This is a genomic window from Halorubrum xinjiangense (assembly GCF_900102375.1).
GTDB classification, from domain to species: Archaea; Halobacteriota; Halobacteria; order Halobacteriales; family Haloferacaceae; genus Halorubrum; species Halorubrum xinjiangense.
Window position 1 is genome coordinate 39,389 of record NZ_FNBO01000011.1, and the last position, 23,687, is coordinate 63,075.

33 protein-coding genes are annotated in these 23,687 nt (G+C 63.4%); 16 read left to right on the forward strand and 17 right to left on the reverse strand.

Features of this window, described 5'->3' with window-relative positions; translation table 11 throughout:
- Nucleotides 1-5 precede the first annotated feature (5 nt).
- Complete coding sequence (locus F3H13_RS12330; protein WP_149799319.1) at nt 6-245, reverse strand: DUF7508 domain-containing protein; 240 nt, start codon at nt 243-245, stop codon at nt 6-8.
- 37 nt (nt 246-282) lie between these two features.
- Nucleotides 283-741, reverse strand: coding sequence for a DUF5796 family protein (locus F3H13_RS12335; RefSeq protein WP_149799320.1), 459 nt, complete (start codon nt 739-741; stop codon nt 283-285).
- Between the two features lie 168 nt (nt 742-909).
- Between F3H13_RS12335 and F3H13_RS12340 the strand changes: the two genes are divergently transcribed.
- The 7 genes from F3H13_RS12340 (at nt 910) to F3H13_RS12370 (ending at nt 5,808) form a co-directional block, all read left to right on the forward strand.
- The gene (locus F3H13_RS12340) at nt 910-2,292 is read left to right on the forward strand and encodes a hypothetical protein (protein ID WP_149799321.1); all 1,383 of its coding nucleotides are present in this window, start codon (nt 910-912) and stop codon (nt 2,290-2,292) included.
- The gene (locus F3H13_RS12345; RefSeq protein ID WP_149799322.1) at nt 2,289-2,750 is read left to right on the forward strand and encodes a hypothetical protein; all 462 of its coding nucleotides are present in this window, start codon (nt 2,289-2,291) and stop codon (nt 2,748-2,750) included. Before F3H13_RS12340 ends, F3H13_RS12345 begins: the two co-directional genes overlap by 4 nt.
- Nucleotides 2,747-3,403: a hypothetical protein gene (locus tag F3H13_RS12350; protein ID WP_149799323.1), complete on the forward strand. Its 657-nt coding sequence runs from the start codon at nt 2,747-2,749 to the stop codon at nt 3,401-3,403. The genes F3H13_RS12345 and F3H13_RS12350 overlap by 4 nt, the downstream gene beginning before the upstream one ends.
- A gap of 94 nt (nt 3,404-3,497) precedes the next feature.
- Nucleotides 3,498-4,430: a shikimate kinase gene (locus F3H13_RS12355; RefSeq protein WP_149799324.1), complete on the forward strand. Its 933-nt coding sequence runs from the start codon at nt 3,498-3,500 to the stop codon at nt 4,428-4,430.
- A gap of 47 nt (nt 4,431-4,477) precedes the next feature.
- A complete protein-coding gene (locus tag F3H13_RS12360) occupies nt 4,478-4,771 on the forward strand; it encodes a chorismate mutase (RefSeq protein WP_004596730.1) in 294 nt (97 codons plus the stop codon).
- 176 nt (nt 4,772-4,947) lie between these two features.
- On the forward strand, nt 4,948-5,268 hold the full coding sequence (locus F3H13_RS12365) for a hypothetical protein (protein ID WP_188128062.1): 321 nt from the start codon (nt 4,948-4,950) through the stop codon (nt 5,266-5,268).
- Complete coding sequence (locus tag F3H13_RS12370) at nt 5,269-5,808, forward strand: hypothetical protein (protein WP_149799325.1); 540 nt, start codon at nt 5,269-5,271, stop codon at nt 5,806-5,808.
- Between the two features lie 268 nt (nt 5,809-6,076).
- Here F3H13_RS12370 and F3H13_RS12375 read toward each other — a convergent pair whose 3' ends face one another.
- Nucleotides 6,077-6,472 carry a CopG family ribbon-helix-helix protein gene (locus F3H13_RS12375; RefSeq protein WP_149799326.1) on the reverse strand — a complete coding sequence of 132 codons (396 nt, stop codon included), beginning with the start codon at nt 6,470-6,472 and terminating at the stop codon, nt 6,077-6,079.
- Nucleotides 6,473-6,576: 104 nt separating this feature from the next.
- Between F3H13_RS12375 and F3H13_RS12380 the strand changes: the two genes are divergently transcribed.
- Nucleotides 6,577-7,425, forward strand: a complete 849-nt coding sequence (locus F3H13_RS12380) for a hypothetical protein (protein WP_149799327.1) — start codon at nt 6,577-6,579, stop codon at nt 7,423-7,425.
- Between the two features lie 30 nt (nt 7,426-7,455).
- Here F3H13_RS12380 and F3H13_RS12385 read toward each other — a convergent pair whose 3' ends face one another.
- Entirely contained in the window at nt 7,456-8,616 is a 1,161-nt protein-coding gene (locus tag F3H13_RS12385) for an acyl-CoA dehydrogenase family protein (protein ID WP_149799328.1), read from the reverse strand.
- Between the two features lie 165 nt (nt 8,617-8,781).
- Here F3H13_RS12385 and F3H13_RS12390 point away from each other — a divergent pair, with 165 nt between their 5' ends.
- From F3H13_RS12390 to F3H13_RS12405, 4 genes are all read left to right on the forward strand, one after another.
- Entirely contained in the window at nt 8,782-9,570 is a 789-nt protein-coding gene (locus tag F3H13_RS12390) for an SDR family oxidoreductase (protein WP_149799329.1), read from the forward strand.
- Nucleotides 9,567-9,914: a cupin domain-containing protein gene (locus tag F3H13_RS12395; RefSeq protein ID WP_149799330.1), complete on the forward strand. Its 348-nt coding sequence runs from the start codon at nt 9,567-9,569 to the stop codon at nt 9,912-9,914. Before F3H13_RS12390 ends, F3H13_RS12395 begins: the two co-directional genes overlap by 4 nt.
- 21 nt (nt 9,915-9,935) lie before the next feature.
- Nucleotides 9,936-10,757, forward strand: a complete 822-nt coding sequence (locus F3H13_RS12400; protein WP_149799331.1) for a fumarylacetoacetate hydrolase family protein — start codon at nt 9,936-9,938, stop codon at nt 10,755-10,757.
- Between the two features lie 103 nt (nt 10,758-10,860).
- Nucleotides 10,861-11,766 (forward strand): MOSC domain-containing protein, encoded by a 906-nt coding sequence (locus F3H13_RS12405; protein WP_149799332.1) that lies wholly within the window; start codon nt 10,861-10,863, stop codon nt 11,764-11,766.
- Between the two features lie 52 nt (nt 11,767-11,818).
- Here the strand turns inward: F3H13_RS12405 and F3H13_RS12410 are convergent, their stop codons facing one another.
- Nucleotides 11,819-12,733, reverse strand: a complete 915-nt coding sequence (locus F3H13_RS12410; RefSeq protein WP_149799333.1) for a hypothetical protein — start codon at nt 12,731-12,733, stop codon at nt 11,819-11,821.
- Between the two features lie 83 nt (nt 12,734-12,816).
- A complete protein-coding gene (locus F3H13_RS12415; protein WP_149799334.1) occupies nt 12,817-13,686 on the reverse strand; it encodes a CheF family chemotaxis protein in 870 nt (289 codons plus the stop codon).
- Nucleotides 13,687-13,920: 234 nt separating this feature from the next.
- On the opposite strand from F3H13_RS12415, the gene fer reads away from it, so the two are divergent.
- A complete protein-coding gene (fer, locus tag F3H13_RS12420; RefSeq protein ID WP_149799335.1) occupies nt 13,921-14,310 on the forward strand; it encodes a ferredoxin Fer in 390 nt (129 codons plus the stop codon).
- 382 nt (nt 14,311-14,692) lie between these two features.
- Here the strand turns inward: fer and F3H13_RS12425 are convergent, their stop codons facing one another.
- Nucleotides 14,693-15,601: an ADP-ribosylglycohydrolase family protein gene (locus F3H13_RS12425; RefSeq protein ID WP_149799336.1), complete on the reverse strand. Its 909-nt coding sequence runs from the start codon at nt 15,599-15,601 to the stop codon at nt 14,693-14,695.
- A 201-nt stretch (nt 15,602-15,802) separates the two neighbouring features.
- Here F3H13_RS12425 and F3H13_RS16395 point away from each other — a divergent pair, with 201 nt between their 5' ends.
- Nucleotides 15,803-16,018: a hypothetical protein gene (locus tag F3H13_RS16395; protein WP_149799337.1), complete on the forward strand. Its 216-nt coding sequence runs from the start codon at nt 15,803-15,805 to the stop codon at nt 16,016-16,018.
- A gap of 23 nt (nt 16,019-16,041) precedes the next feature.
- Here F3H13_RS16395 and F3H13_RS12435 read toward each other — a convergent pair whose 3' ends face one another.
- On the reverse strand, nt 16,042-16,338 hold the full coding sequence (locus tag F3H13_RS12435) for an AbrB/MazE/SpoVT family DNA-binding domain-containing protein (RefSeq protein ID WP_149799338.1): 297 nt from the start codon (nt 16,336-16,338) through the stop codon (nt 16,042-16,044).
- Between the two features lie 43 nt (nt 16,339-16,381).
- Here F3H13_RS12435 and F3H13_RS12440 point away from each other — a divergent pair, with 43 nt between their 5' ends.
- Nucleotides 16,382-16,576 carry a hypothetical protein gene (locus F3H13_RS12440; protein WP_149799339.1) on the forward strand — a complete coding sequence of 65 codons (195 nt, stop codon included), beginning with the start codon at nt 16,382-16,384 and terminating at the stop codon, nt 16,574-16,576.
- 80 nt (nt 16,577-16,656) lie between these two features.
- Here the strand turns inward: F3H13_RS12440 and F3H13_RS12445 are convergent, their stop codons facing one another.
- From F3H13_RS12445 to F3H13_RS12455, 3 genes are all read right to left on the reverse strand, one after another.
- On the reverse strand, nt 16,657-17,280 hold the full coding sequence (locus F3H13_RS12445) for a peptide-methionine (S)-S-oxide reductase MsrA (RefSeq protein ID WP_149799340.1): 624 nt from the start codon (nt 17,278-17,280) through the stop codon (nt 16,657-16,659).
- A 294-nt stretch (nt 17,281-17,574) separates the two neighbouring features.
- Nucleotides 17,575-17,979, reverse strand: coding sequence for an HVO_A0114 family putative DNA-binding protein (locus F3H13_RS12450; RefSeq protein WP_149799341.1), 405 nt, complete (start codon nt 17,977-17,979; stop codon nt 17,575-17,577).
- Nucleotides 17,980-18,002: 23 nt separating this feature from the next.
- Entirely contained in the window at nt 18,003-18,308 is a 306-nt protein-coding gene (locus F3H13_RS12455) for a toxin-antitoxin system TumE family protein (protein ID WP_149799342.1), read from the reverse strand.
- A gap of 209 nt (nt 18,309-18,517) precedes the next feature.
- On the opposite strand from F3H13_RS12455, the gene F3H13_RS12460 reads away from it, so the two are divergent.
- Complete coding sequence (locus tag F3H13_RS12460; RefSeq protein WP_149799343.1) at nt 18,518-18,835, forward strand: hypothetical protein; 318 nt, start codon at nt 18,518-18,520, stop codon at nt 18,833-18,835.
- A gap of 222 nt (nt 18,836-19,057) precedes the next feature.
- On the opposite strand, the gene F3H13_RS12465 is transcribed toward F3H13_RS12460, so the two are convergent.
- The 6 genes from F3H13_RS12465 to F3H13_RS12490 form a co-directional block, all read right to left on the reverse strand.
- On the reverse strand, nt 19,058-19,354 hold the full coding sequence (locus F3H13_RS12465) for a DUF3006 domain-containing protein (RefSeq protein WP_149799344.1): 297 nt from the start codon (nt 19,352-19,354) through the stop codon (nt 19,058-19,060).
- On the reverse strand, nt 19,354-20,772 hold the full coding sequence (locus F3H13_RS12470; protein WP_149799345.1) for a lamin tail domain-containing protein: 1,419 nt from the start codon (nt 20,770-20,772) through the stop codon (nt 19,354-19,356). The genes F3H13_RS12465 and F3H13_RS12470 overlap by 1 nt, the downstream gene beginning before the upstream one ends.
- 80 nt (nt 20,773-20,852) lie before the next feature.
- Complete coding sequence (locus tag F3H13_RS12475; RefSeq protein WP_149799346.1) at nt 20,853-21,698, reverse strand: hypothetical protein; 846 nt, start codon at nt 21,696-21,698, stop codon at nt 20,853-20,855.
- A 260-nt stretch (nt 21,699-21,958) separates the two neighbouring features.
- Entirely contained in the window at nt 21,959-22,801 is an 843-nt protein-coding gene (locus tag F3H13_RS12480) for a uracil-DNA glycosylase family protein (protein ID WP_188128063.1), read from the reverse strand.
- 96 nt (nt 22,802-22,897) lie between these two features.
- Nucleotides 22,898-23,086: a hypothetical protein gene (locus F3H13_RS16400; protein ID WP_094579826.1), complete on the reverse strand. Its 189-nt coding sequence runs from the start codon at nt 23,084-23,086 to the stop codon at nt 22,898-22,900.
- A gap of 375 nt (nt 23,087-23,461) precedes the next feature.
- Nucleotides 23,462-23,680 (reverse strand): exodeoxyribonuclease VII small subunit, encoded by a 219-nt coding sequence (locus tag F3H13_RS12490; RefSeq protein WP_149799348.1) that lies wholly within the window; start codon nt 23,678-23,680, stop codon nt 23,462-23,464.
- Between the last annotated feature and the right edge of the window lie 7 nt (nt 23,681-23,687).

Sequence of the window (23,687 nt, forward strand, 5' to 3'; positions counted from 1 at the left end):
AGCGGTCACTCCCCGACGTGGTCCGCGAGCAGCCGCTCGGCGTGCTCGGGCGAGTCTGCGAGTTCCCACCGCACCTTGGCGGCGTCGCCGTACGCGAGCGCCTCCTTCAGCTCGTCGCGGAGGACGCCCGTCCCGAACCCGACCGTGTCGCCGTCCGAGTCGCCGAGTTCGTACAGGGCGTAGCGGTCCGGGGCGCTCCCGACCGCCGACCGGTCGAGGTCGCGCCAGGGTTTCGCGAGGCTCATCGCATCGACCCCCCGGACGGCCGCCCACTCGTCGGCGTCACCGATGCGCGTCGAGGCCGTCCTCGGGGCCCTCGACGATCTCGTAGCTCCCCTCGGTCCAGCCGTCCTCGACGAAGACGAACACGCGCCCGCCGGCGATCTCGGGGTCGGCGACGACCTCGTTGCGCCGCCCGTCCCGGCCGACGATCACGCCAGGGAACACTTCGTCGCGCTCGCTATCCTCGACGACGACGCGGCCGACGCCCGACTCTTCGAGGATCTCGTCGTCGGTCTTGTAGTCGTTCACGTACGTCATCACGCCCTCCGTCTCCGTGGGGTCGGTGACGAGGACATGGGTCTCCTTGCCGGGGCCAGCGGTCACCGATCCCTCGGCGGACTCTGGGACGCCCCGGTAGAGGGTCGTCCGGCCGTCGAGGTACTCGACGACGACGCCCTCCTCGCGGAGGTCGACGCCGATCGAGGTCGGCGGCACGTCGCTGCGTGATGGCGCGGACATACGCGACGCTCGGGGTGCCGGCCTCAAAAGGGACGCGCTCGGGGCCGCGCCGACGCGCGGCGGTCGGTGACCCGACTGGATCCCCCTCTCTCCCCCGCGCGACGGGGCGCCCTCAGCCGCGAGAATTGGCGTGCCACATTTAAGTCCCTGCCGTGGGGAGTGCGTGTCATGGAACGGACGCGACGGACGCTTCTGGGCGTCGGCGCCGCCCTCGTCGGGACCGCCGGGTGTCTCGGCGTCGAGGGCGTCGAGTACCCTGACGCCCCCGACGCCCCCGAGGACGCCGACGCGCCGGGCGACGGGGACGACCCCGGCGGCGACCCGCCCGAAGACGGCCCTCCCGACGACCCGCCCGAGGAGACCGATGGCGCCCCGCCGGTGACGAACGCCGCGCTGGCGGACGCGACGCGCGAAGTCGTCGACGACGCGGTGTGGTTCGCGACCGAGTACCCGGACGCGGTCGCGACCTACCGCGACGCGGTCGCCGACGCGGTCGCGACCGTCCGGTCGGTCCGCGCGACCGTCGACGAGGAGGCGGCCATCACGGCCGAGCAGGTCGACGAGGTCGCGGCCGCGGGCGAGACCGCCGCCGACCGCGCGGCCGAGGCCCTCGAACCGCACTTCTCACCCGGAATCCGAATCCGCGATCTAACGGAGCGCCACGTCGGCGTGCTGCGGAGAGTTGCCCCTCGCGACGACATCGACCGCGCGCTCGAGGAGCTCGACCGGATGCGGACCGACCTCGCGAGCATCGGCACGGCTACCTACGTCGAGGACGCGTTCTCGCGAGACCCGATTCACAACCGGATGTTCCGCCGGCTGCTGGCGCCGCTGCCGACGGACGACCGCGAACGGGGGCGCGTCACGGGTGGGACGCTCGTCGAGCTCGCCGTCGCGAGCCGCGGCTTCTCGACGTTCGCGCACCGGCCGTACGACCGCGACGAGGTCGACCGCGACCGGATCCCGCGGATCTACGGCGACGCGTTCGCCTCCGAGCGTCGGCGCGAACTGCGCGCGCGGCTCGGCCCGATTCCGCGGCCGGCGGACCGCGTGGAGGAGCTGTTCGTCGCGTTCGCGGACCGCCCTCCCCTGGGGAACCGACGCCGAGAGGCGTTCGAGGGGTGGGCCCGCGAACTCGGCGGCGTCCCTGTCTACGTCCAGCGGTACCCGGACGCCGAGACCGCCGAAGCGCGGCTCTCCGCGGCCCTCGACGAGGGATCGACGGAGGGCCGCGCCCCGATCGACCCCGAAGCGACCCTCGCCGGCTCCGACTTCGACGGGAACAGCTCGGACGATGCGAACGGCTCCGACGGTGAGAACAGCTCCGACGGCGACGCCGAGACCGATGATGGGCCGACCGCCTGGCACCGGTTCTACCACCGCGAGGCGGAGGGCGACCGGTACGGCTTCGACGAGCACGCCGGCGTCCAGTACGGGTACGTCGTCCGAGCGGGCGAGTTCCTGCTCGCGACCGGCTTCTCCGGCGACGCGTGGGAGGAGCGGACCGGCTGGCACGGCCGCTTACGGCACGGGTGGGTGACCGGCGCGTGAACGCCGACCAGATCGGCCTCGTGGCCGCGGCGTTCGCCTTGGTCGGCGCCGGCGTCGGCATCGTCGGCGCGGCCGCGACGGGGTGGGCGGAGGCGGCGCTGGCGACCGCCGCGACCGGCGAGACCGCGCGGTTCGGCCCGGTGTTCGTCGCCCAGTCGTACCTCGCCGCGACCGCGACCGTTCTCATCGCCGCGGTCCCGCTGGCCGGCGTGTTCGGCGTCCTCGTCGGCTCGCGGGCGCGGGGCGTGGTCTCTGCGGCGACGACCTGCGGGCTCGGGACCGGCCTCGGCGCGCTGGCGTACGGGCTGGTCGCGGTCACCGTGATAGTCGTCTCGCAGGGCGACGCCGCGACGCAGGCGCACGGGCTCGTCGACGCGCTCGTACCGACCATCGCGACCGCGTTCGTCTCCGGCGCCGTCGGCGCGTCGACCGGCGTCCTCGGGACGGTGATGCGATGACCCGCCCCGACTGGCGCTCGGACCCTAGTGATGCCGGCCGACCGATCCGAAGCGCGTCGCGGCGGGGCGTCCTCGCGGTCGGCGCCGCCGGACTGCTCGCCGGCTGCCTCGTGACCTCGGAGGAGGAAGACTCCGACACTCGACAGACGGACGACGGCGCGAGCGGCGACGACTCGGATGACTCGGATGACTCAGATGACTCGGACAGCGACGGCGGCGGCGGTTCGGGCGACGACGGCGGCGAAGCGGGAGACGACTCGGGGAGCGACGACGCCGACGAAACGACGCCCGACGAAGTCGGTCCCGACGGGTCGGGGCTCGTCGTTACCGACGCGACGGTTCTGGACGTGACCGAAGGCGGGGGGCGGACCACGGTCACGGCTCGCTTGACCGTCGAGAACGCGGGCCGGTTCGAGTACGGAACCGTCGAGTTCCGGGTCGACGCGTACGAGACGCCCGCAGGATCGGACGAGCGCGACTCCGTCGCGTTCGACTACGTCACGCGGCGGTTCAACGGCGATAACCGGTTCGACGGCTCGCGGCCCCGGCGGTTCGAGGTGGAGATCACGTTCCCGAGCCGACGGAGCAGTGTCCGCCCCGAGTCGGCCCGGTACGCGGTCGACGCGGCGGTCAGGCGCGCGGAACCGATCTGAGAGGATCCGACCGGTGCTACGGCTCCGGCCCTCGCCGGCCGAGAGACTCGCCGTGATCGCTACCTCTTTGTCTGCGCTCGCGAGCCGTGGACCCATGGAGGGACGGGCGGCGGCGCTCGGCGCCGGAACGGTGTTGAACGCGCTCGCGACCGGTACGGGCGCCGCCTTCGGCATCGACGTCGAGACGCGCGCGACGGTCGAACTCGACCCCGAAGCGGACGGCGTCGAGGGGGAAATCGCCGAGGACGCCGCCGCCGACACCGACCTGATCGAGCGCTGCGTCGCGCTCGCGACCGAGCGCTGGGGCGACGGCGAGGGCGGCCGCGTCCGGACCGACAGCGACGTGCCGCTGGCGGCGGGGCTGAAGAGCTCCAGCGCGGCCGCCAACGCGACCGTCCTCGCGACCTGCGACGCGCTCGGGCTCGCGGTCGGCGACGGCGGCCGCGCAAGTGACGACGCGGTCGGCGACGACCCGGACGACCCCGCGGTCGACGTCACCCGCCTGGAGGCCTGCCGGCTCGGCGTGCGCGCGGCCCGGGAGGCCGGCGTGACGGTTACGGGCGCCTTTGACGACGCGACCGCGTCGATGCTCGGCGGCGTCACCGTCACCGACAACGGCGCCGACGAACTGCGCGTCCGCGAGACGGTCGACTGGGAGGTCCTCGTGTGGACGCCGCCCGAGCGCGCCTACAGTGCGGAGGCCGACGTGGCGCGCTGCGAGGCGGTGGCGCCGATGGCCGACCTCGTCGCCGACCTCGCGCTCGACGGCCGCTACGGCGAGGCGATGACCGTGAACGGGCTGGCGTTCTCAGCCGCGCTCGGCTTCGACGCCGACCCCGCGGTCGAGGCGATGCCGCACGCGACCGCGGTGTCGCTCTCTGGCACCGGTCCGAGCGTCGTCGCCGTCGCGGACCCCGCCGACCCCGAGACGGACCTCGACGCGGTCGCCGACGCGTGGGGCGACCGCCCGGGAGCGCTGCGGCGAACCACGACTAGGAACGACGGCGCGGCCGTCGAGCGCCCGTGACCACCACGACTGCCGTGAACACCACTGACTGACCCCACTACCCACCAATGAGCGACACACCCAACGCGGAGGACCGGAGCCTCGACGAACTGCGACACGAGATCGAAGACATCGACCGCGAGATCGTCGAACTGATCGCCCGCCGGACGTACGTCGCCGACACCGTGGCGGCCGTCAAGGAGGAGCGCGACCTCCCGACGACGGACGAGGGCCAAGAGGAGCGCGTGATGGAGCGCGCCGGCGAGAACGCCGAGCGCTTCGACGTGGACGCGAACCTCGTGAAGGCGATCTTCCGGCTGCTGATCGAGTTGAACAAGGTCGAGCAGCGTGAGTCTCGGTAGCCACAAACAGGCGTCTTAGGCCGTTTATAACTGGTTTGGCTGCGGAATTACCTTCCGATAGCTGCTCTTTCGATTCAGGCTCGATGAAAAACACCATGTCCGGTTTCGGTGGCTCCGAAGGATATGGTGGTGATAAGGGAGCAAGCGTTTTGCCCCTGTGCTCACAACGTACACATATGAGTTCCGAGTCCGAAAAGAAGCGCGTCCAGTTCCGCGCACCGAGGGGACTGGTAAACCGGGCCGACGCGCTCGCTGCGGTGTTCGAGACGGATCGGACGGACATCCTCATCTCCGCGCTTCGGGATTACCTGCGGGACGCCGCGCACTCCGACGAAGTGAAACAGGAGATCGCGGAGGCCTTCTACGACGACGACATCACGTTCGAGGAACTGAAAGACCTCGTCGGGCACGAGGAGGCCGCCAACTTCCGACTGCTGAAAGAGCAACTGGCCGACGAATTCGTGGACGAGGTTGCGGAGGAGCTGGCCGACTCGTAGATGGTTCTGATAGTCGCCGACACGTCGGCTCTCGTAAGCCTCGGGACGGTGGCGGGCACCTCACCGAATCCACTCGACCTTCTCCTCGATTCGCACACCGTGGTCGTCCCCGAGCAGGTCGTCGACGAACTCATCGAGACCGCGTCCTACGACGACGCATCCGGTGAGGCGGCGCGGGCGGCTCTCGACCGTCGCTCTGCGTTGGAGACTCGTTCCATCGAACTGGACGAGACGTTCCCGCTGGACGACGGCGAGAACGCGGCGGTCACGCTGGCGAACGATATCGACGCCGTGCAACTGCTCTGTGACGAGTTCAATCGACTTGCGCTCGTCCACGCCTCGCTGGCCGAGACCCGCCTCGTCACGACGCCCATCCTCCTCACCGCACTGGTTCGCAACGACGCGATCTCGCCGGACGCTGCCGACGAGTTCTTGGCCGAGATGAGTGACGCTCGCAGTTGGTCGTCGAACTCCTACGTCGAGCGGGCGCGGTCCACGCTTCGACAGCAACGCGATAACGAGCAACCCGATCCGAACTGATCGACTCGTTGGAGACGCGCTACCCGATCGGAACGACTCTCCGTAGAGCAAGGGCATCTCAATTAAATACGCCACCGATACACGCCCTTTGTGTCCTGAATTCTGTCGTGTCGGACTGTTGATGGACACTATTTCTCAAGAATCCATTATGGATTTTAGCGACTTGAACAATGTCGAACAGCGGGAGAGCCGCTAGCGTTCCCGCAGACCGGAGGCCGTCTCCGGGAAGCTTGTTGACTCCTTTCCGGCAACCGGCGCGGCTCCCGCGCTACTCGTCGCCGTCGCGGATCAGCATCACCTTCACCCGTCGAACGGCGTCGAAGTCGCGGAGCCGGTACGTCAGTTCGCGGACGCGCTCTGCGTCCCCCCGGCAGAACAGCGACTCGAGACACCACTCGCCCTGATGAGTGTGGCTCGTGTTGAGGATGACGTCCTGGTACTCGTGTTGGGCGCCGTGGAGCTCTCGGATGACGTCGTGGTGGCGGTAGTCGAAGCCGACGAGCGCGACGACCTCGCCGGACGTGTCCTCGAGCCGCGAGTGCGACTCGACGAACTCCAGCATCGCCTCCCGCACCGCCCGCGACCGGTTTTCGATCCCCTCGTCTCGCCACGTCCGGTCGAACTCCGCGACCAGCTCGTCGGGGATGTTGAAACTCGTTCGCATCACCTGGTCGTCGAACCCGGGGACACAAGAGGCTCCGTATTACGTTCCCCCCGGTTCGGTACTAACAACCGCTAAACGGCCCCGTTCCCGACCCTCGCACACCGATGCTCTCAAGCGAACTGTTCGGGCCGCTCGCGGGCGCGATCCTCCTCGGCGCGGTCCACGGCGTCGAACCGGGCCACGGCTGGCCGGTCGCGGCCTCGTACGCGCTCGATCAGACCAACAAGTGGCTGTACGGGTTCGCGGCGAGTTTCATCATCGGGTTCGGCCACCTCGTCAGCAGCCTTGCGATGGTGGCGGCGTTCTTCTATGCGAAGAGCTACTTCGATCTCACGCAGGTCAACGAGCCGATTACGGTGCTCGGCGGCGTTCAGATCGGCGGCCCGGTCAGCCTCGTCGCCGGCGTCCTGCTGATCGGGCTCGGCGTCCGCGAGTACTTCCACGGCCACTCGCACGGGTCTCCGGGTGAGGCGCACGACCACGGCCACGACCACGGCCACTCACACGACGGCGAGGACCAGCACGACCACGGCCACTCACACGACGGCGACGACCACGAGCATTCACACGACAGCAACGACGGCGGCGGACGACTCGCCCAGATAAAAGGCGCGCTCCCGTTCGTCGGCGGCCACTCCCACTCGCACGACGGCTTCGACGAGAGCGCCGACCGGGGGCTCCTCGGGATCGCGTGGTTCGCGTTCGTCCTCGGGTTCGCCCACGAGGAGGAGTTCGAGATCATCGCGCTGTGTGCGGGGTCGAACTACTGTCTCGAACTGATGAGCGCCTACGCGCTCACGGTCATCGCGGGCATCGTCGGACTCACAATGCTGCTCATCGCGGGCTACCACCGCTCCAGGGAGCGCGTCGAGCGGTACACGCCGTACCTGCCCGCGTTCTCCGCGGCGGTTCTCATCGTCATGGGCGTCGGGTTCATCGCCGGCGTGTTCTGAGCCGTGGACGCCCGCTCGGGGCCCGCGGCGCTATTGGTACGCCTGTATTCCGGTGAGGTCCTCGCCGAGGATCAGCGTGTGGATGTCGTGGGTACCTTCGTAGGTGTACACCGTCTCCATGTTCGCCATGTGGCGCATCGGCGAGTAGTCGGCGGTGATCCCGTTGCCGCCGAGCATCTCGCGGGCGATCCGCGACTGATCGCGCGCCGTCCTGACGTTGTTGCGCTTGGCCATCGAGACGTGTTGCGGCCGCATCTCGCCCGCCTCCTTGAGGTCCGCGAGCCGGTGGGCGAGCAGCTGCGCGAGCGTGATCTGCGTCGCCATCTCGGCGAGCTTCTCCTGTTGTAGCTGGAAGCTGCCGATCGGCTTCCCGAACTGCTCGCGGTCGGTGGCGTACTCGCGGGCGACCTCGAAGCAGTCCGCGGCCGCCCCGACCGCGCCCCACGCGATGCCGTAGCGGGCCTGCGTCAGACACGACAGCGGGCCCTTCATCCCCTCAACGCCCGGGAGGCGGTTCTCGGCGGGAACGCGGACGTTCTGGAGGCTGATCTCGCCGGTGATCGACGCGCGGAGACTGAGCTTCTCGTCGATCTCGTTCGTCGTGACGCCGTCGCGGTCAGTCTCGACGAGGAATCCGCGGACGGGAGTTCCCTCCTCGCCGTGGTCCCTCGCCCACACGACCGCGACGTCCGCGATTGGGGAGTTCGTGATCCACGTCTTCGAGCCGTTCAGCACGTACTCGTCCCCGTCGGGCTCGGCCATCGTCTCCATCGCGGAGGGGTTCGACCCGTGTTCCGGCTCCGTGAGTCCGAAGCAGCCGACGGCCTCGCCGGCGCCGAGCTTCGGGAGCCATTCCTCCTTCTGCGCGTCGCTGCCGAACGCGTGGATCGGGTACATCACTAAGGCGCCCTGGACGCTCGCCATCGACCGGAGCCCGGAGTCGCACGCCTCCAGCTCGCGCATCAGCAGGCCGTACGCCCGCTCGCTGACGCCCGGCAGGCCGTACCCCTCCAGGTTCGGCGCGTAAAAGCCCATCTCGCCCATCTTCGGGATGATCTCCGTGGGGAACGTGCCGTCGATCCAGTGTTGCCCCACGTCGTCGACCTCGCCGTCGATGAACGATCGGGCGGAGTCGACGAGCAGGCGCTCCTCCTCGGACAGCGTCGACTCCGTGTCGAAGTAGTCGAGCATGCGAACCTCTTCGATCCCAAGGATAAATAAGTACACTCTCGCCGGTCGAGACGGTGGAAACCGGGCGGCGTGACGGTTCCGCGGCTCCGACTCAGCGCCCGCCGATCCCCCTCGTCCGTCGCCTGTAGGGAAACGTTTTCACGCGACACTCGGAATTGACGAAACATGGACCTACAGATCGACGGGAACGCCGCCCTCGTGACGGCTTCATCGAGCGGACTCGGCAAGGCATCGGCGAAGGCGCTCGCCCGCGAAGGCGTCGACGTGGTCATCAACGGGCGCGACGAGGAGCGGCTGGCGGACGCGAAAGCGGAGGTCGAGGCGTTCGCGACCGGCGAGGTCGTCGCTCACTCCGCCGACCTGACGGACGCCGACGAGATCGCCGCGCTCGTCGAGGCGACCGCCGACGAGTTCGGCACGATCGATCATCTCGTGACGAGCGCTGGCGGCCCGCCGTCGGGCGCGTTCCTCGACACCGACGACGAGGACTGGCAGCACGCCTACGACCTGCTCGTGATGAGCGTCGTCCGCCTGGCCCGGGAGTCGTACCCCCACCTCAAGGAGGGCGACGGCGGCACCATCGTCAACATCACCTCTCGGAGCGTCAAGGAGGCCATCGACAGCCTCGTGCTGTCGAACTCCGTCCGGATGAGCGTCATCGGGTTGGAGAAGACCCTCTCGAAGGAGTTCGCCCCGGAGGTGCGCGCGAACGCCGTCCTGCCGGGCCCCCACGAGACGAGCCGGATCCGCGACCTCGTCGAGGCCGCCGTCGAGCGCGGCGACTACGACTCCTACGAGGCGGGGCTCGACGACTGGGCGGGGAACCCGCTCGAGCGCATCGGCGACCCAATGGAGCTCGGCAACACCGTGGCGTTCCTCTCGTCGCCGAAGTCGGGGTACGTCAACGGCACCGCGCTCCCGATCGACGGCGGCTCGACCGGTGCGAACCTATGAGGCCGGTCGCGTTCGACGACGCGGAGACGTACGAGCCCGAGGAGGGCTGGCGGCGCGTGTCGATGGCCGGCAGCGACCGGTTCTCCTTCGAGTGGTTCGAGAAGCCGCCGGGCCACAGCTCGCCGATGCACGACCACGAGAACGAGCAGGTCTGCCTCTGCCTGGCGGGCGAGCTCACGGTCGCGACCGAAGACGACGAGGTCACGCTCCAGAAGAACGACTCCGTGCTCCTAGCGTCCAACGAGACCCACCGGGTGGAGAACACCGGCGACGAGCGCGCGGTCGGGCTCGACGTGTTCGCGCCCGGGCGCTCGTTCGACTTCTGGACGGACCGGGAGGAGTGAGATGAACGGAGCGAACGCGCGGTGAAGTACCTCGCGCGCACGGCGACCGGCGACCCGCTGCTCGGCGGCGACGAGGGGTACGTCCCCCTCGGCGCGGTCGAACCGGGGATAGAGCGCGTCTGCGACGCGCTCCCCCTGGCGGCCGCGGGCGACTTGGGAGACGTCGCCGACGCGACCGCCGACCCCGTTCCGGCCGCGGACCTGTCGTTCGGCCCTCCCCTGGGGTCGTTCGGGAAGCTGTGGGGGATCGGCCTGAACTACGCGGAACACGCCGGCGACCTCGACGAGCGGCGCCCCGAGGAGCCGGCGAGCTTCATGAAGCCGTCGTCGGTCCTGACCGGGCCGGGCGGCCCGATCCGCCTGCCGCCGGCGTCACAGAGCGAGCGAGTGACCGCCGAGGCGGAGCTGGCCGTCGTGATGGGCCGGGCCTGCCGGAACGTCGACGAGAGTGACGTCGACGACGTGGTGGCGGGTTTTCTCCCCGTGATCGACATGACCGCCGAAGACGTGCTCCAGCGGAACCCGCGGTTCCTCACGCGGGCGAAGAGCTACGACACGTTCCTCGTGCCCGGCGCCGCGCTCGCGGTGCCGGAGGGGCCGCTCGACCTCGACGCCCTCTCCGTGCGGACGGAGGTCAACGGCGAGGTGGCGGCCGAAAACGAGGTCCGCAACATGCTGTTCCCGCCAGCGGAGATCGTCTCGTTCCACTCCGACGTGATGACGCTGAAGCCGGGCGACCTGTTCAGCACGGGGACGCCCGGCGCGGCGCGCATCGAGCCCGGCGATGAGGTGCGAGCGGTCGTCGAATCGATCGGCACCGTCACCGCGCCGGTGACGCGGTAGCGGATCGGCGCCGTCGCCGACGCCGCCGTCGGTTTTCCCGTGAACCGCTACCCGGAGGGCCGGGTGGCCGATCGCTTTTGTCCTGCCCCGTCGAACCACGGGTATGACTCGCGTCGCCGAACTCGTCGCCTACCCGCTGAAGTCCTGTGACGGCGTCGCCGTCGACCGCGCCGCGATCGGTCCCGAGGGCGCGCTCCGCGGCGACCGCTCGTACGCGCTCGTCGAGGCCGGCGTCGACCCCGAGACGGCCTCGGTGGGCGGTGGCGGCGGCTACGTGAACGGGAAGAGCGAGCCGGCGATCCACGGGCTCCGCGCCGAGTACGACCTCGCGGGCCCGACCGATGCGACGCCCACGGCCGTGACGCTCTCGCGGCCCGCGACGGAGCGCGCGCCCGCTGGAGAGCGCACCTTCGCGCTCCCCGACGGGGGCGACGACCTCGCCGGCTGGGTCGGCGAGTACCTCGGATACGAGGTCGACCTCGTCCGCGACCCGGCCGGTGGCTTCCCCGACGACCGCGCCGCCCACGGCCCGACGGTCGTCTCCCGTGCGACGCTGGAGACGGTCGCGTCGTGGTTCGACGCGGTCGCGGACGCGACCGAGATGCGCCGTCGGCTCCGGCCGAACGTCGTGGTGGACGACTGCCCCGCCTTCTTCGAGGACCGACTGTTCGCCGACCACGGGGAGGGCGTCCGCGTCGCGGTCGGCGACACGGAGCTGATCGGCGTCAATCCGTGTCAGCGCTGCGTCGTCCCCTCCCGCGATCCGGACACGGGCGCCGCGATCGACGGGTTCCGCGAGCGGTTCGTCCGGAAGCGCCGCGAGACGCTACCGGAGTGGACGGTGAGCGACCGCTTCGACCACGACTTCCGGCTGATGGTCAACACCGTCGTCGAGGAGCAGTCGTGGGGGGACGTCCTCGCTGTCGGCGACGAGGTCACGAGAGACGGCGTCGTCGCTGTCGACGAGAACGGGACGCCGGTCGCGGAGGCAGAGTCCGCGGCCGAGTGATCGAGCGACGGCGTCGAAGAAAGGTGGGAAGGCGGTACCGCGTGGAGCTTCCTCAGCGCCCGCCGTCCGTCATCGCGACCGGTTCGTCGGGGTCGGCGTCGGCCGCTTCCGCGGCGGACTCGCCGTGAGACGCCGGGTCGACCGCGGCGTCAGTGACGCCGAACTGCGTCCAGAGGGTGGCGACGACGACGGCGTAGGCGACGAGGTCGTAGTGGACTGCGCCCTCTAGTCCGGTGAACGCGGTCAGCGTGCTGTAGCCGTAGAGGGCCGCGACGCTCCCGACGAACGCGACCTCGTTGGTGAACTCGCCGTCGCGCACCGCCGCCCACGCACGGCGGATCGTGGGGCCGCAGGCGACGAGGAACGCGATCCCGGAGAGCGCGCCGAGGTTGATGAAGAAGTGCGTCGTCATCTGGGAGTCGAGGATCGACTGGAGGTACTGGACCGTCACGGGGTCGTAGAACAGCCACTCGATCCGGGTCGGGTACAACACCGCGATGTACGGCGTCGCGACCATCAGACCGAACAGGACCGCGACCGCGACGCGGGCCGACGCGAACTGCGACGCGCGCCGCGCCTCGAACGCCTCGTCGCCGGACGCGACGACGAGCCCGCACTCCGCCAACACCTCGCGGAGCGCGTCGCGCGTCAGCGACGGGTCGTGGTGGACGCCGACGGTCCCGTTGCGCCGCGTCGCCGAGGCGGCGCTGACGCCGTCAACGTCTCGGAGGACCGCCTCCAGCAGCCCCTCGCGGCGGTCGGTGTCGATCCCCTCGACCGAGAACGTGTCGTGGTCGTGGTCGGCCGGGACGCGGGCGACCCGCGGTCCCGTCCCGGCGGCGTCGCCCCGGGTCGTTTTCTCCCCGGAGGAACCGGCCGCCCCTGTCTCGTCGGGGGCGTCGATTCCCCGCTCGCGGGCCGCGGCGTCGAGCGGCGTCTTGCCCCCGCGGTGGTCACTATCTCGCATGAGTGATGTCTACGGTTACAAGAGCTTGAAACTTCCCCCGAGCGGAAGCGTCGCGTCCGGCCCCGAACCGCGGTGTCCGGTCGTCAGGCGTTGACGGATTCGAGGTAGGAGCTCACGATCATCTGGCCCTTCCGGGTGAGCGTCGTCCCGTCCTCGCCGTCCGCGACGAGGTCGGCCTCCCGGAGCGTGTCGAGGATCATCGAGGTCTGCGCGACGTCGCCGGTGATCACGTCGGCGATGTTCGCCTCGCCGCCCGCGGAGTAGATGGAGACGAGTATCTCCAGCTGCTCTTCGGTCGGGTCGAAGGAGTCGAGGTCCTCCATCGCCTCGTCGTACTCGATCTTGATGTACCGGCCGAGGATGTTGAGCGCGCGCTCGTTCGGCACGGTCGCGATCGACGTGACCGTTCGGCCGTCGGCGACGTGCCGGAACACGAGCGCGGGCCGCTTTTTCCCGCCGAGGGTTCGGTCGGTGCGCTCGTAGTCGATCACCGCGGAGAGGTCGACGGCGAACGGCTCGGGGCAGTTCTCGAACCGGATCTCGCCCGGCGACACCGACACCGAGGCGCGGTGGTCGCTCGCGTCCGTGACGCGCCCGCCGACCTTCGCCGGGTGCCGTACCGTGACGGTGACGTTCCGCAGCAGGGCCTTGAACAGCAGCCTGACGAACCGGTCCATGTCCTCGGGCTCGCCCTCCACGAGCGCCGCGCGCCGCGACCCGTCGCGCTCGTACGCGACGGTGACGCTGTCGTTGAAAAACGAGCGCAGGTCGCCGGGGACGCTCCCGACGACGACGTCGAACACCCGCGTGAGCGGGACCGTCTCCTTCCCGTCGTCCGTCGCGATGACTAACCGTCGCTGACTCAGCAGGACGCGACCTGTCACCGGTTCGTCGGTCTTCAGGGTCCCCGCGTGGACGCGACCGACGAAGTCGGCGACGACGGACTCCTCCATCGGTGAGTACTGAGCGCCGTACGCTATTTATTGTTACCCACCCCGTATCAGTCATGATAACCGTCTGTCACGCGAGCGGCCGCGGGTCGCCGGGTGGACGGGAACGATCCGAGCGTTCGACGCCGCGAAACTCGTCTGATCGGGCCGAATTTGTTCGGTCGTCGGCGCCCGTTCTCGAAGCGATCGGGTGGGGAACAGCAAAGCCTAATGAGGTGGGCTTCAAACCATCAGGTGATGCCCACAGTAGAATACCTCAACTACGAAGTGCTCGACGACCACGGCTGGTCGATGGACGACGACAACCTCTTCGAGGAGGCCGCAGACGCCGGCCTCGACGCCGAAGACTACGGTACCCTCGAAGTGAATCAGGGCGAGTACATCCTCGAATCGGCCGAGGCGCAGGGCTACGACTGGCCCTTCTCGTGCCGTGCCGGCGCGTGCGCGAACTGCGCCTCCATCGTCAAGGAAGGCGACATCGAGATGGACATGCAACAGATCCTCTCCGACGAGGAGGTCGAAGAGAAGAACGTCCGCCTCACCTGTATCGGCAGCCCGGCAACCGACGAGGTCAAGATCGTCTACAACGCGAAACACCTCGACTACCTGCAGAACCGCGTCATCTAAGCAGCAGCGTAAAACCCTCGTTAAACAATCGCGGCTCTTCGGAATCAGCTTTGATTTCGTATCCGCGACATTCACACTATAGAGCCGATCTGTAGCAGGTTCTCTAATCACTAGAGAACTCGGAGCAGAACTTTCTTTTGTAATCCACGACGTTTGGTCACCCTTGAGTCGATGTCAGATGCTCGCGCCCCAGCTTCCGATGTACTTGTACCTCCGCTCCGCTCACCCGAGATGTAGTCTCAACACAAAATCCTTTGAATAGCGCCACATCTCCCGGAAGTACACGCCGACACAGAGTGAACTACCCTTCTTTTCTCGGCAGCTACCACTAGCTCATTGAGATAGGTGTTTGATATCCGACTCGCTGATACCTACCCAGAATTCACTCTGCTTCCACAAGTTGTGTTGCCAGCGATTCGAGTTCCCCAACTTCATCGATCGCACTCAGCCACCGATCCGGAAGCTGTGACGCCCCGAACCGCGCACCTGCGACCGCACCCGCAATCGCGCCGATCGTGTCGGTATCTCCACCGCGATTGACCGCAGTCACGATTGCTTCCTCGGCATTCTCTGCGAATAACCCATCGTGGAGCGCCGTCTGTAGCGAGTGAACGACGTACCCTGACGTCTCCAACGTATCGAGAGAGTCACCACGAGCGAGCGGTTGAAGCGCCGTCACAAGCTCACCAGGCGCGTCTGAACCGACGCTGTCAAGCGCGTCCTGTAACGGCGTGTCTGTACCTTCAAGAAGGCCTGCCACCGTGAGGTTCAGCACCGCGCAGCCGTACGTACACCGCGGGTCAGCGTGCGTGATCTGCGAGGACTGGCGGCTCACCTCCACGAGTCGTTCCCGGTCTGTCGCGTACGGAATGGCGAGCGGCGCGCATCGCATCACACTCCCGTTGCCCGCATTCTGGCCTTCAGGGCTCGTCTCCCAGACGTGCTGGCCTGCTTCGTCCCACTCGTCACCGTGTTTCAGTCGGCTGAGCGACTTCATCGTCATCCGTCCGATGTCGAACGGGTTACTGTCATACCACGCGACGAACCGCTCGGCAATGTCTGCCGGATCGAACTCGTGTTGCTCAACGAGACTCCGCGCAATACACAGCGCTTGCTCGGTGTCGTCTGTGATCGTCCCAGCGGGCTGGTTCCACGTTCCGTGCCCAATCATCTCGTCGAGCTGCCCGTGCTCAGCCCGAATCTCGGACGCAGACACAAACTCAACCGGCCGGCCAAGCGCATCTCCACAGGCGATCCCACAGAGAACACCACGAGCTCGATCGGTATCCATACGTCACACTACATGATCCTCGACGAAAAGTGTCGGGTGAGAAGTACTGCTTCGGTTGTCTCTGTATCGCAGCTGAAGGTTCTGGTGGACTCCGACTACAGCGGTCCCATTTCGGCGTCTGCGATCGGGTCAGATAGCTTTCTCAACAGAAACCGGAATCGGAATTCAAATGGCCGAATGGTTGTAACACGGGATGTCCGAATGTCAGAAGATAGCAGTTCTACCCACGTACCCAGCCAGCCCGTTGTCGTCCAAGAAGATACCCATCAAAACGAAATTCCGGAGAATATCGACTCAGAGCTGTATTCGGCAGATAGCCCCACTAACTCGTTCCATGAGTTCACAATCGAGCGTGGGGATGAGCTTGTTGAAGCACTTCGCAATAACGGCTACACAGTAGAATTCAGAGACCAGTAACGTCTCGACATCCAAGATGGACGTCATCTATCTTGCTCTGATAGCCCACCCTTCTCATCGGTCTTCTGTTTGTCTCGATCTCGCTCGTCACAGAGTTCCATCGTGGCTGATCTCTCTTCTTTTTCGCTCTCAGACGCAAGTCCACCGCGAATATCGGACGGGCGCTTGACCGATTGAATCACCACCTCTCCTTCCTCAGTTTCAATAAACCGGACTCGTCCCGGCGTGTCGATGTTGAGCTTCTCACGAAAGTCTTGGGGGATCGTCACCTCCCCCTGGCTCGTGACAGTGAAGACCGTTGCGTCGTGAGAATCGCTCATGAGTACTGAAATTGGTTTAGTGCTACTTTGATCTTTGGCCCTGTTGGAATTCTTTCTCGTCGTACAAGAGGAATTGTCAGACGACGATTTCCAAGATTCCGCGAGCTATTATGGTATCGAGGACATCGTGACGGAACTCATAGAACTTCTTCGCTCAGAAGGAGAGACCGCATCGGACAACACACCACGATGGGAAGAGTTCGAGACACTGGCTTCCGAGTACGAGGTAGCTCTCTGAGCTAGGAATCAACGTTCCTCGTCCGCGCTCCGCCAGCAGTTCTGTGAACTTGTGAGTCTCATGGGGGACGACCTGACAGTCTAGGCTGTCCCGCGATCGGTTGTCGGAAGTTCCTCGTCAATGCCGACATCGTGCCCAGCGGCGTACCCGTTCAGCTTGGCAGCGATTGGCGACTCACGCAACTCGTCGTCGCCGTATCCCGCCGTCTCAAACGCGTCCATGAGCGAGGAGACGGACCGCAGCTTGTACTTCTGGTGATAATCCTCAGCAGGATAGAAGCGTGAGAGCTGCTCGATGCGTGTTCCGATCCCATCGGCAGTGAGCCCTCGCGTCGTGAGAAATTCGTCGAGGACTGCTCGTTGGTCTTCCGTCCCAGCGAACACGATGTTCTGATACTGTGTTTTTCTGGTCTGGTGCTGCGGATTGTGTGATTCAAACACCCGATTCAGAAGGTCTCGATACGCTACCGTGTCGGGATCGAACTCAACTTGGAACACTTCCGTGTGGTCGCCTAACGCGTGATACGTCGGATCGTGTTTTGTACCGCCGGCGTAGCCGACCCGGGTACGAACGACGCCGTCCATCGCACCGAACTGGGCATCAGGTCCCCAGAAGCAGCCGATTCCGAACGTCGCCGTGGCAGTCTCCGCACTATCCATCGCACGGCGGTCGTACTCGCGTATCTGTGTTTGTGTGAGCGTCATTGGAGTCACCAGCCTCGAGAGTCGCCGGAGCGCGGGTCGTGGATCCCACCGCATCTATCACCAGTTAGGCTCGCAGCCGTATATGCTGAGCGTCGATATCCATGCGCAGTCGGCAGCGAAAAGACACTCTCGGCGTCGTGAGCTGCTGTGGAGTGCGGTCGACGGTTCGGGTCATCGAATACTCGACCTACTGAGTTTGCCCATCTCCTAATTGTACTAAGTTAGCTCGCGGCCGATCTGGTGAGATACGGGAAGGAAGCAGCGACGATTGACCAACCCGGGTGCGGGTGGCCGTTAGGGCGCTGCCGCGCCGATGTCCCCGTTAGATCTCGCAAAGGGAATGTCGATTTCGAGGCCGTCGTAGGTCAGTTTCGGTTTCTTCGCGTGACCTGCTCCGCCACCTTCGAACTCGATAACGCCGATATCGTCGAGTTCAGAGAGGTTTCGGTGAACCTGTTTGTAGTCCCGGTCCACCAGTTCGGCAGCTTCGCGGATACTTTCGGGTTCGTGTTCAGATATTGCCTCTAACAACTCCAAGTTCTTCGGACTGAGGAGTCGGCTGAGTTCAGCGTACGAGCCGAAGTTCAGTACCGGCTGGGCGTCGTCGAGATCCTCACCCTCCTGAGCGGCCTTGATGCGACTGCGCGTGCGCTGATCGAGGCGGTCGCGTTCGCCGACGGTGACTTTGAGTGTGGGCATGGTATGTCTCTCCCGGAGGCGTCCTACTCTGACCAGTCCCACGAAACGGGAGTCATTTCTTCAACGTCACGCTTGAAGCGGTCGTAAAGCGTCAGCATTTCTGGGAACTGAATGATTTCGACATCGTCCCCGATGTGGCGCTCGTGACCTTTCCTCCGTTCGTGAGCGTTGTCGTAGCGGAGGATGGTGTCGCCACCGACTTCCCCGAGGTGTAGACCGTAGTCCCACCCGCTCGGGTACTTCTCATCCTCCGTCTGCCGGATGGTCACACTGACAACGTAGCCATCTTTGACATCCTTCCAATCTTCGATGGTGGTGTAGGACGCCATCCGTCATCCTATGTTATCACCTCCATATGTATAAGCCTATGGACCCCACGACATAGGTATAGTCGGCTCAGACAGGTTCAGGTGGTTCTGTTGAGCCCTGAAAAGGTGATCTGTTTTGCTCCGATCTGGTCAATACAGAGGACGCACGGATTGTTTTGTGTAGTTGTTTCACCGACAATTCTTAGTTACGGGATATGTTATTAGCCCACATGTTCGATCTGTTCGGCGGCGACGATGACCATGATGATCGTGTAGAGTCCCAGGCAGACTTGTTCAGAGATCTCGGCTATTCAGACATTCGAGCCGATCACACATCAGAATACCCGGACCCAAAGAAACGAAACGGCCGGATCCCCGATGTGACCGCTGATAATCCGTTTGGGCGTGACCCTGTAGTTGAAATCGATACTGGGAAAGATACCTCAAAAAGAGACCAGCGTCAACTTAATGATCTCTCATCAGGACTTGATCCGAATGAGACTCTAATTCAGGTTGACGAAGATGATCGGCTTGTTGACGGCTGGTAAGACCATCTGAATACTCGCGCGATTAGCAGTCTTTAGCCACCGGCTGTTTCACCATATTGTATATCTGAAGAATAGATTTCAACAGAGCCGCTCACTCATATTGTTGGGTTCCGTGACGAACCGCTGTATATGCCGCGTGGAGCGCGTCGAATAGGGTGGGATCGTGTTATCATCTCCACACACTTCGGTGACTCGAAAACACCAGAACTCGGTCAACCCTGGTCAGGTATCGTCATCAGACGGTGGTCGTTTTGACAGTCGATCGAACCGATCTTGCGCTGCCGAGGATCGTTCCGCTGTCTCTTCAGGCTCGTATACTGCTTCCTCAATATCTCCATCACGAAGCGTTACTGTGAGGATTGCGTCGGCGTGCTGCGCATCTGTAGGAAACTGTGCTGCGTCGATCACAGCGTTCCCAACTTCGTCTCCATCGCGTTCGAAAAACACGGTTGCGTAGCCGTCTTCGACGCTGTCGATAACAGCCGTGTACGTGCCGTCAGGTAGCTCAACTGGCGACATTAGTATTGCTCCTCCACGACACGCTCACCATCATCTGTTGTGACTATCACTGTATCGCCATTATTGTTCCATATTGGAGAGCCCGACCCCCAGTACAGTTCGGTTTCCGTATTGGTCCCGCTCCCAGTTCGAAGCGTTAGGGTTGCTTCTGGGCCGATCGTGACGTCATCAGGGATCGTGTAGGTGTGCCCAGCGTCATCAGCGACGGTCCATCCGGAGACATCAAGCGGGTCGTCTCCCGTGTTCTCGAAGACGATGTACTCGTCATTGAGGTTCTCCCGATCATCGCCTTCTGCATCGGCGTTGATTTCTGCGACTGCGAGCGTCACGTTCTCAGTCGACGTCTCGTCATCATCGTCTTCTGTAGAATCGTCACTCCCGCCCGAATCAATCGCCCCAGTCCCAGCTCCGCCAAGCCGGTCGCGTTCAGTCACTGTGCCGGTCGTCCCTGGTTCGACAGCATCCCCATCACGAAGCGCACCGGGGTCTGTCGGGGCAGCCACCTGGGTTTGAACGGAGACTGCGCTCCCGTCGCTCACAAGCACGATGTCACCGTGCGTCGCGGTCCAATACGTCGGGATCGACCGATCCGACAATCGCTGTAGCACCTCATCGTTCGGGTGCTCGTACTGCGAATCATACGCGCTTGACACCACGACTGCTTCCGGCTGTACCGCATCAAGGAACGCTTCACTCGATGAGCTCGCAGAGCCGTGGTGTCCGGCTTTCAGCACCGTGGATTGTAACTGCTCGCCGTACCTCTCAACGAGGTATGCTTCCTGGTCGTCTTCGGCATCACCAGACAACAGAAAGCTTGTCTCTCCGTACGTGAGCTTCAACACGATGCTGTTCTCGTTGCGCCCTTCATTCTCTAGATACGGCTCCGGTGGCCCTAACACATCAACGGTGACCGCACCGAACGCAAGCGAGTCACCTTCTCGTGTCTCGTACAGCGTCACATCGTGCTCCTCGATCGCATCAAGGTACTCCCCGTACGTTTGTGTGCTCGCGGCGATCCCGGGATCGTACACCGCACCGACCCCGTCTGCCTCCGTCTCGTAGTAGTCGATGATCGCTGCGTTCCCACCAATGTGGTCAGCATCGTTGTGTGACGTGACGAGATGGTCGATCCGCGTGATGTCGTGGCGTTGTAGATAGTCGATGACGTACTCGCCGTCATCGTTGTAGTGTCCGGTATCAACGAGCATCGTCTCCCCATCCGGCTCGATAATGAGCGTGCTCACTGATTGCCCGACATTGATATAGTGGACTTCGACGGTCCCGTTTGTCGTCGCTACAGATTCTGTGTTATTCTCTGGTGTGGACTCTCCTGGTGTCGAATCACCAGGGGCCGTACCCGCACAACCAGCGAGCACGACCATTACCCCGACGACAACCAACAGCACCCCGCGTCTCATACACACCAGTCTGGCGGAAGCGTGTTGAGCGTTCGGATGGCGTACTCATCGTCGAATCAACCCGCACAGTCTGTGGAGCTCTAGTTTCGGTCACCCAGTGCTCTCCTGCCCCAGATGACTCCAAGCGTCACCAGCATCCCAGTCGTGAATCCTGTGCCATGCGCAACGACGTTCACGAAGCGACGGCTCGCATCGAGTTCAACTTGGAATAGCACAGCAATCAGGGCCACCACGACAACCCATCCGACACCCACACGCACCCCCGCATCACGACCGTGGGCCCAGGCACGTCGCACCCGTTGAATCAGAGGTCTGTGATGCGCCCCGATTCCGAACAGAATTACACTCGTCACCCCAAGGGCGATTCCCGCGATTTCCGGCAGCACATCGGATGTGACCGACAGCACGGTGAGTGACGCAACTGTTACTGTCCCTACCGTGACCATGCCAGCCGCATACCCGTACCACGCCGTCACTGATCCAAGCAGTACCACGTACAACATCCCACCAAACGCGCTCACCACCCCAGAAAATCCGCTTGCCGTCGTCACCTCCGCAACGACTTCCCACTGAAGCAGGAGGACCCAGTAATCAACGAGCTTCGTCACTGGCGGCGCAACCACAACGCACCCAGCGGTAGCGAGCCAAAACGTGCGTCGACGTCCTCGCTTGGCGAGCAGTGCGTATATCGAACCGACCACAACAGCGTACCACGCAACGTTCGACACGAGGTGCGACCAACTGTCGTGGACCGCTGCCGCTGTCCATGCTGACACCAGCGACGGCTCCCCATACGTGAACACAAGCTCTGTCCGGAGTGACTCAGGGAACAACAGATGGATCGCAACAAGGAGACCACCCACCCCAGCCAGTATCGTCGCCTCTACCGACTGTTTGAGTGTAGATACAGGTGGGACTCCACTCATTGCCGTGGCGTAGCCGAGTCAGATGGAAAAACATCAAGAAGTGGCTCTGTTGAAATCCTCAACCGGTGATATGTTCTTAGCGTTCTGCTGAATACAGAGCGCAAATCTTGTACGATGCTAGCCGTTTGAGACAAGTTGATCCTAGTCAGTGTAGGGAGTATACACCTCAACGGGAGACTGCCTATCGAAAATCCACTAGACACGCTGTGACCGATTCAGAGCGTGTGTGTGAAATTTAGCGATGATCCGTCGCTTGTCTGTTACAGTAAGTTCTCTATCCTCTGTCTCAGGAGGTTAAAATACGCTTCACGGGCAGCACTTCCATTGAAATCTCCTAGGTCCTTGATTTTCCCCTGTTCAGCATACGAATTGAGTATCGGCTCTATCAACGCCGACTTCTGAAACTGATTAAATCGAACATTCGTATTAGTTGGATGGATAGCTGGGATCAATGTCCAATCCGGTGTCTCAAACTTGTCAAAAAACCCTTCCTCAAGTTTTGGAGCGTTTGATTTTGGAGGTAACGAGTCAAATCGTGAGAATACTGCCTTGGTTGCTGGACTACCAAGGGTCACAACTATCTTCGGTTTGATCAGTTTCAACTCCTCTGATAGATACTCAGTGCAGTGATCTGCTGCTTCGGAATAGTCGCCTTCGTCCGGCAAAAAAGGTTCGTCTAAGTCATCGTATGTCTCGTGACACTTTTTAGCGTTAGTAAGATAATATTTGTAAGACGGGGAATCACTTGGCTCCTTTAGAGGCGCTTTTTTACCTACTGCTATCTCAAGAAGATGGTCACTGAACATAGCAGAATTGTCTCTTGGGAATTCAGATGGACTCCAATCTCTGGTGGCCATTCGTTTCTTAGCCTCTGTTAATGATATCCCTTCTCTATGCCACTCAGTAGGTGGTTTATCTGTATTTGTGCCAGGTTCTTTACCAATGAAAACAACATCTGCATCGAGGTTACCTTCCCGGCTTGCAGCAAAAAAGGGGCGACTAAATCCGCCTGTTGCCCAGTGTGGACAGGTCTTACAGGGCTGTTGACTTTGGTGCCAATTTGACTCTATTTGTTGGAGATACGAGTGTAAGTCTTCACTCATTATCATTGGCAAGTAAGTCAATACAAAAATAAGTGGCTCTGTTGAAATCCTCAACAGTTGATATTTTCACAACTCTGATCGCTCAGTACCGGATCTCTATGGATCGATGTGGTGTACCGCTTCAGGAGACAGGAGTCGGTCGGTGGGCAACGCAACCCACCCGTTCGGGAGAACACGAACCTTGCCTTGGTGAAGCACCTTCTCTTGTTCTAAATCCCCATACACGGTCGCGTTTTCGTAATCAACTAAGAGTTGATCCGGGAGTTCATCAGGTACGAAGACCATATTTGACGGACCGTTCCTGCGAGCATAGTTCTTGTCACAAGCCGAGATACGGTCGCTTTGGGGCTCGCATCAACCGGCTGTTTCATGCGAAAAAATATTTGAAGAATAGGATTTCAACAAAGCCAAATAAGTATTCATCATAGTATACCATTTTAATAAGAAGCAGAATCAGTAAAACCGGTGATGAATACATCCTCTGTATCTCGCACACTGACCCTCTCAGTTCTTAAGAATTTCAACAGAGCCAAAGAAGTCTGTCAGGCCCGGCTATCTGAATTCTATCCTCCGTAGGATACCACCGGCACGATCTTGGGGGTTATGGTACAGACTCGTGAGAACTGTTCAGTCCTGTCTCACGCGAGGTCGTATACGAGGTCACTCCGCAGTCTCCCCATCGAGTTCGTCGCTGTCGATCTCGATGATGTCACCGTCACCGACATCAAGCGTATCTCGAAGCACCGTAAGCTTCTCATCTGCCTCCTCACGCAGTTCTTTGGCCGTCTCGAGTCCGACTTCACCGTCTTCAAGCGTTTCAGCGATTTCTTCAAGGCGATCAATTGTGCCGCCAATATCGACGTCGTCGTGCTGACTCATACCTGTG

What these genes read in the sequence shown, in the direction of transcription:
- F3H13_RS12330 (WP_149799319.1), bottom strand. Translation starts at nt 245, where the DNA reads ATGAGCCTCGCGAAACCCTGGCGCGACCTCGACCGGTCGGCGGTCGGG.
- F3H13_RS12335 (WP_149799320.1), bottom strand. Translation starts at nt 741, where the DNA reads ATGTCCGCGCCATCACGCAGCGACGTGCCGCCGACCTCGATCGGCGTC.
- F3H13_RS12340 (WP_149799321.1), top strand. Translation starts at nt 910, where the DNA reads ATGGAACGGACGCGACGGACGCTTCTGGGCGTCGGCGCCGCCCTCGTC.
- F3H13_RS12350 (WP_149799323.1), top strand. Translation starts at nt 2,747, where the DNA reads ATGACCCGCCCCGACTGGCGCTCGGACCCTAGTGATGCCGGCCGACCG.
- F3H13_RS12355 (WP_149799324.1), top strand. Translation starts at nt 3,498, where the DNA reads ATGGAGGGACGGGCGGCGGCGCTCGGCGCCGGAACGGTGTTGAACGCG.
- F3H13_RS12360 (WP_004596730.1), top strand. Translation starts at nt 4,478, where the DNA reads ATGAGCGACACACCCAACGCGGAGGACCGGAGCCTCGACGAACTGCGA.
- F3H13_RS12365 (WP_188128062.1), top strand. Translation starts at nt 4,948, where the DNA reads ATGAGTTCCGAGTCCGAAAAGAAGCGCGTCCAGTTCCGCGCACCGAGG.
- F3H13_RS12370 (WP_149799325.1), top strand. Translation starts at nt 5,269, where the DNA reads ATGGTTCTGATAGTCGCCGACACGTCGGCTCTCGTAAGCCTCGGGACG.
- F3H13_RS12375 (WP_149799326.1), bottom strand. Translation starts at nt 6,472, where the DNA reads ATGCGAACGAGTTTCAACATCCCCGACGAGCTGGTCGCGGAGTTCGAC.
- F3H13_RS12380 (WP_149799327.1), top strand. Translation starts at nt 6,577, where the DNA reads ATGCTCTCAAGCGAACTGTTCGGGCCGCTCGCGGGCGCGATCCTCCTC.
- F3H13_RS12385 (WP_149799328.1), bottom strand. Translation starts at nt 8,616, where the DNA reads ATGCTCGACTACTTCGACACGGAGTCGACGCTGTCCGAGGAGGAGCGC.
- F3H13_RS12390 (WP_149799329.1), top strand. Translation starts at nt 8,782, where the DNA reads ATGGACCTACAGATCGACGGGAACGCCGCCCTCGTGACGGCTTCATCG.
- F3H13_RS12395 (WP_149799330.1), top strand. Translation starts at nt 9,567, where the DNA reads ATGAGGCCGGTCGCGTTCGACGACGCGGAGACGTACGAGCCCGAGGAG.
- F3H13_RS12405 (WP_149799332.1), top strand. Translation starts at nt 10,861, where the DNA reads ATGACTCGCGTCGCCGAACTCGTCGCCTACCCGCTGAAGTCCTGTGAC.
- F3H13_RS12410 (WP_149799333.1), bottom strand. Translation starts at nt 12,733, where the DNA reads ATGCGAGATAGTGACCACCGCGGGGGCAAGACGCCGCTCGACGCCGCG.
- F3H13_RS12415 (WP_149799334.1), bottom strand. Translation starts at nt 13,686, where the DNA reads ATGGAGGAGTCCGTCGTCGCCGACTTCGTCGGTCGCGTCCACGCGGGG.
- fer (WP_149799335.1), top strand. Translation starts at nt 13,921, where the DNA reads ATGCCCACAGTAGAATACCTCAACTACGAAGTGCTCGACGACCACGGC.
- F3H13_RS12425 (WP_149799336.1), bottom strand. Translation starts at nt 15,601, where the DNA reads ATGGATACCGATCGAGCTCGTGGTGTTCTCTGTGGGATCGCCTGTGGA.
- F3H13_RS16395 (WP_149799337.1), top strand. Translation starts at nt 15,803, where the DNA reads ATGTCAGAAGATAGCAGTTCTACCCACGTACCCAGCCAGCCCGTTGTC.
- F3H13_RS12435 (WP_149799338.1), bottom strand. Translation starts at nt 16,338, where the DNA reads ATGAGCGATTCTCACGACGCAACGGTCTTCACTGTCACGAGCCAGGGG.
- F3H13_RS12445 (WP_149799340.1), bottom strand. Translation starts at nt 17,280, where the DNA reads ATGACGCTCACACAAACACAGATACGCGAGTACGACCGCCGTGCGATG.
- F3H13_RS12450 (WP_149799341.1), bottom strand. Translation starts at nt 17,979, where the DNA reads ATGCCCACACTCAAAGTCACCGTCGGCGAACGCGACCGCCTCGATCAG.
- F3H13_RS12455 (WP_149799342.1), bottom strand. Translation starts at nt 18,308, where the DNA reads ATGGCGTCCTACACCACCATCGAAGATTGGAAGGATGTCAAAGATGGC.
- F3H13_RS12460 (WP_149799343.1), top strand. Translation starts at nt 18,518, where the DNA reads ATGTTCGATCTGTTCGGCGGCGACGATGACCATGATGATCGTGTAGAG.
- F3H13_RS12465 (WP_149799344.1), bottom strand. Translation starts at nt 19,354, where the DNA reads ATGTCGCCAGTTGAGCTACCTGACGGCACGTACACGGCTGTTATCGAC.
- F3H13_RS12470 (WP_149799345.1), bottom strand. Translation starts at nt 20,772, where the DNA reads ATGAGACGCGGGGTGCTGTTGGTTGTCGTCGGGGTAATGGTCGTGCTC.
- F3H13_RS12475 (WP_149799346.1), bottom strand. Translation starts at nt 21,698, where the DNA reads ATGAGTGGAGTCCCACCTGTATCTACACTCAAACAGTCGGTAGAGGCG.
- F3H13_RS12480 (WP_188128063.1), bottom strand. Translation starts at nt 22,801, where the DNA reads ATGAGTGAAGACTTACACTCGTATCTCCAACAAATAGAGTCAAATTGG.
- F3H13_RS16400 (WP_094579826.1), bottom strand. Translation starts at nt 23,086, where the DNA reads ATGGTCTTCGTACCTGATGAACTCCCGGATCAACTCTTAGTTGATTAC.
- F3H13_RS12490 (WP_149799348.1), bottom strand. Translation starts at nt 23,680, where the DNA reads ATGAGTCAGCACGACGACGTCGATATTGGCGGCACAATTGATCGCCTT.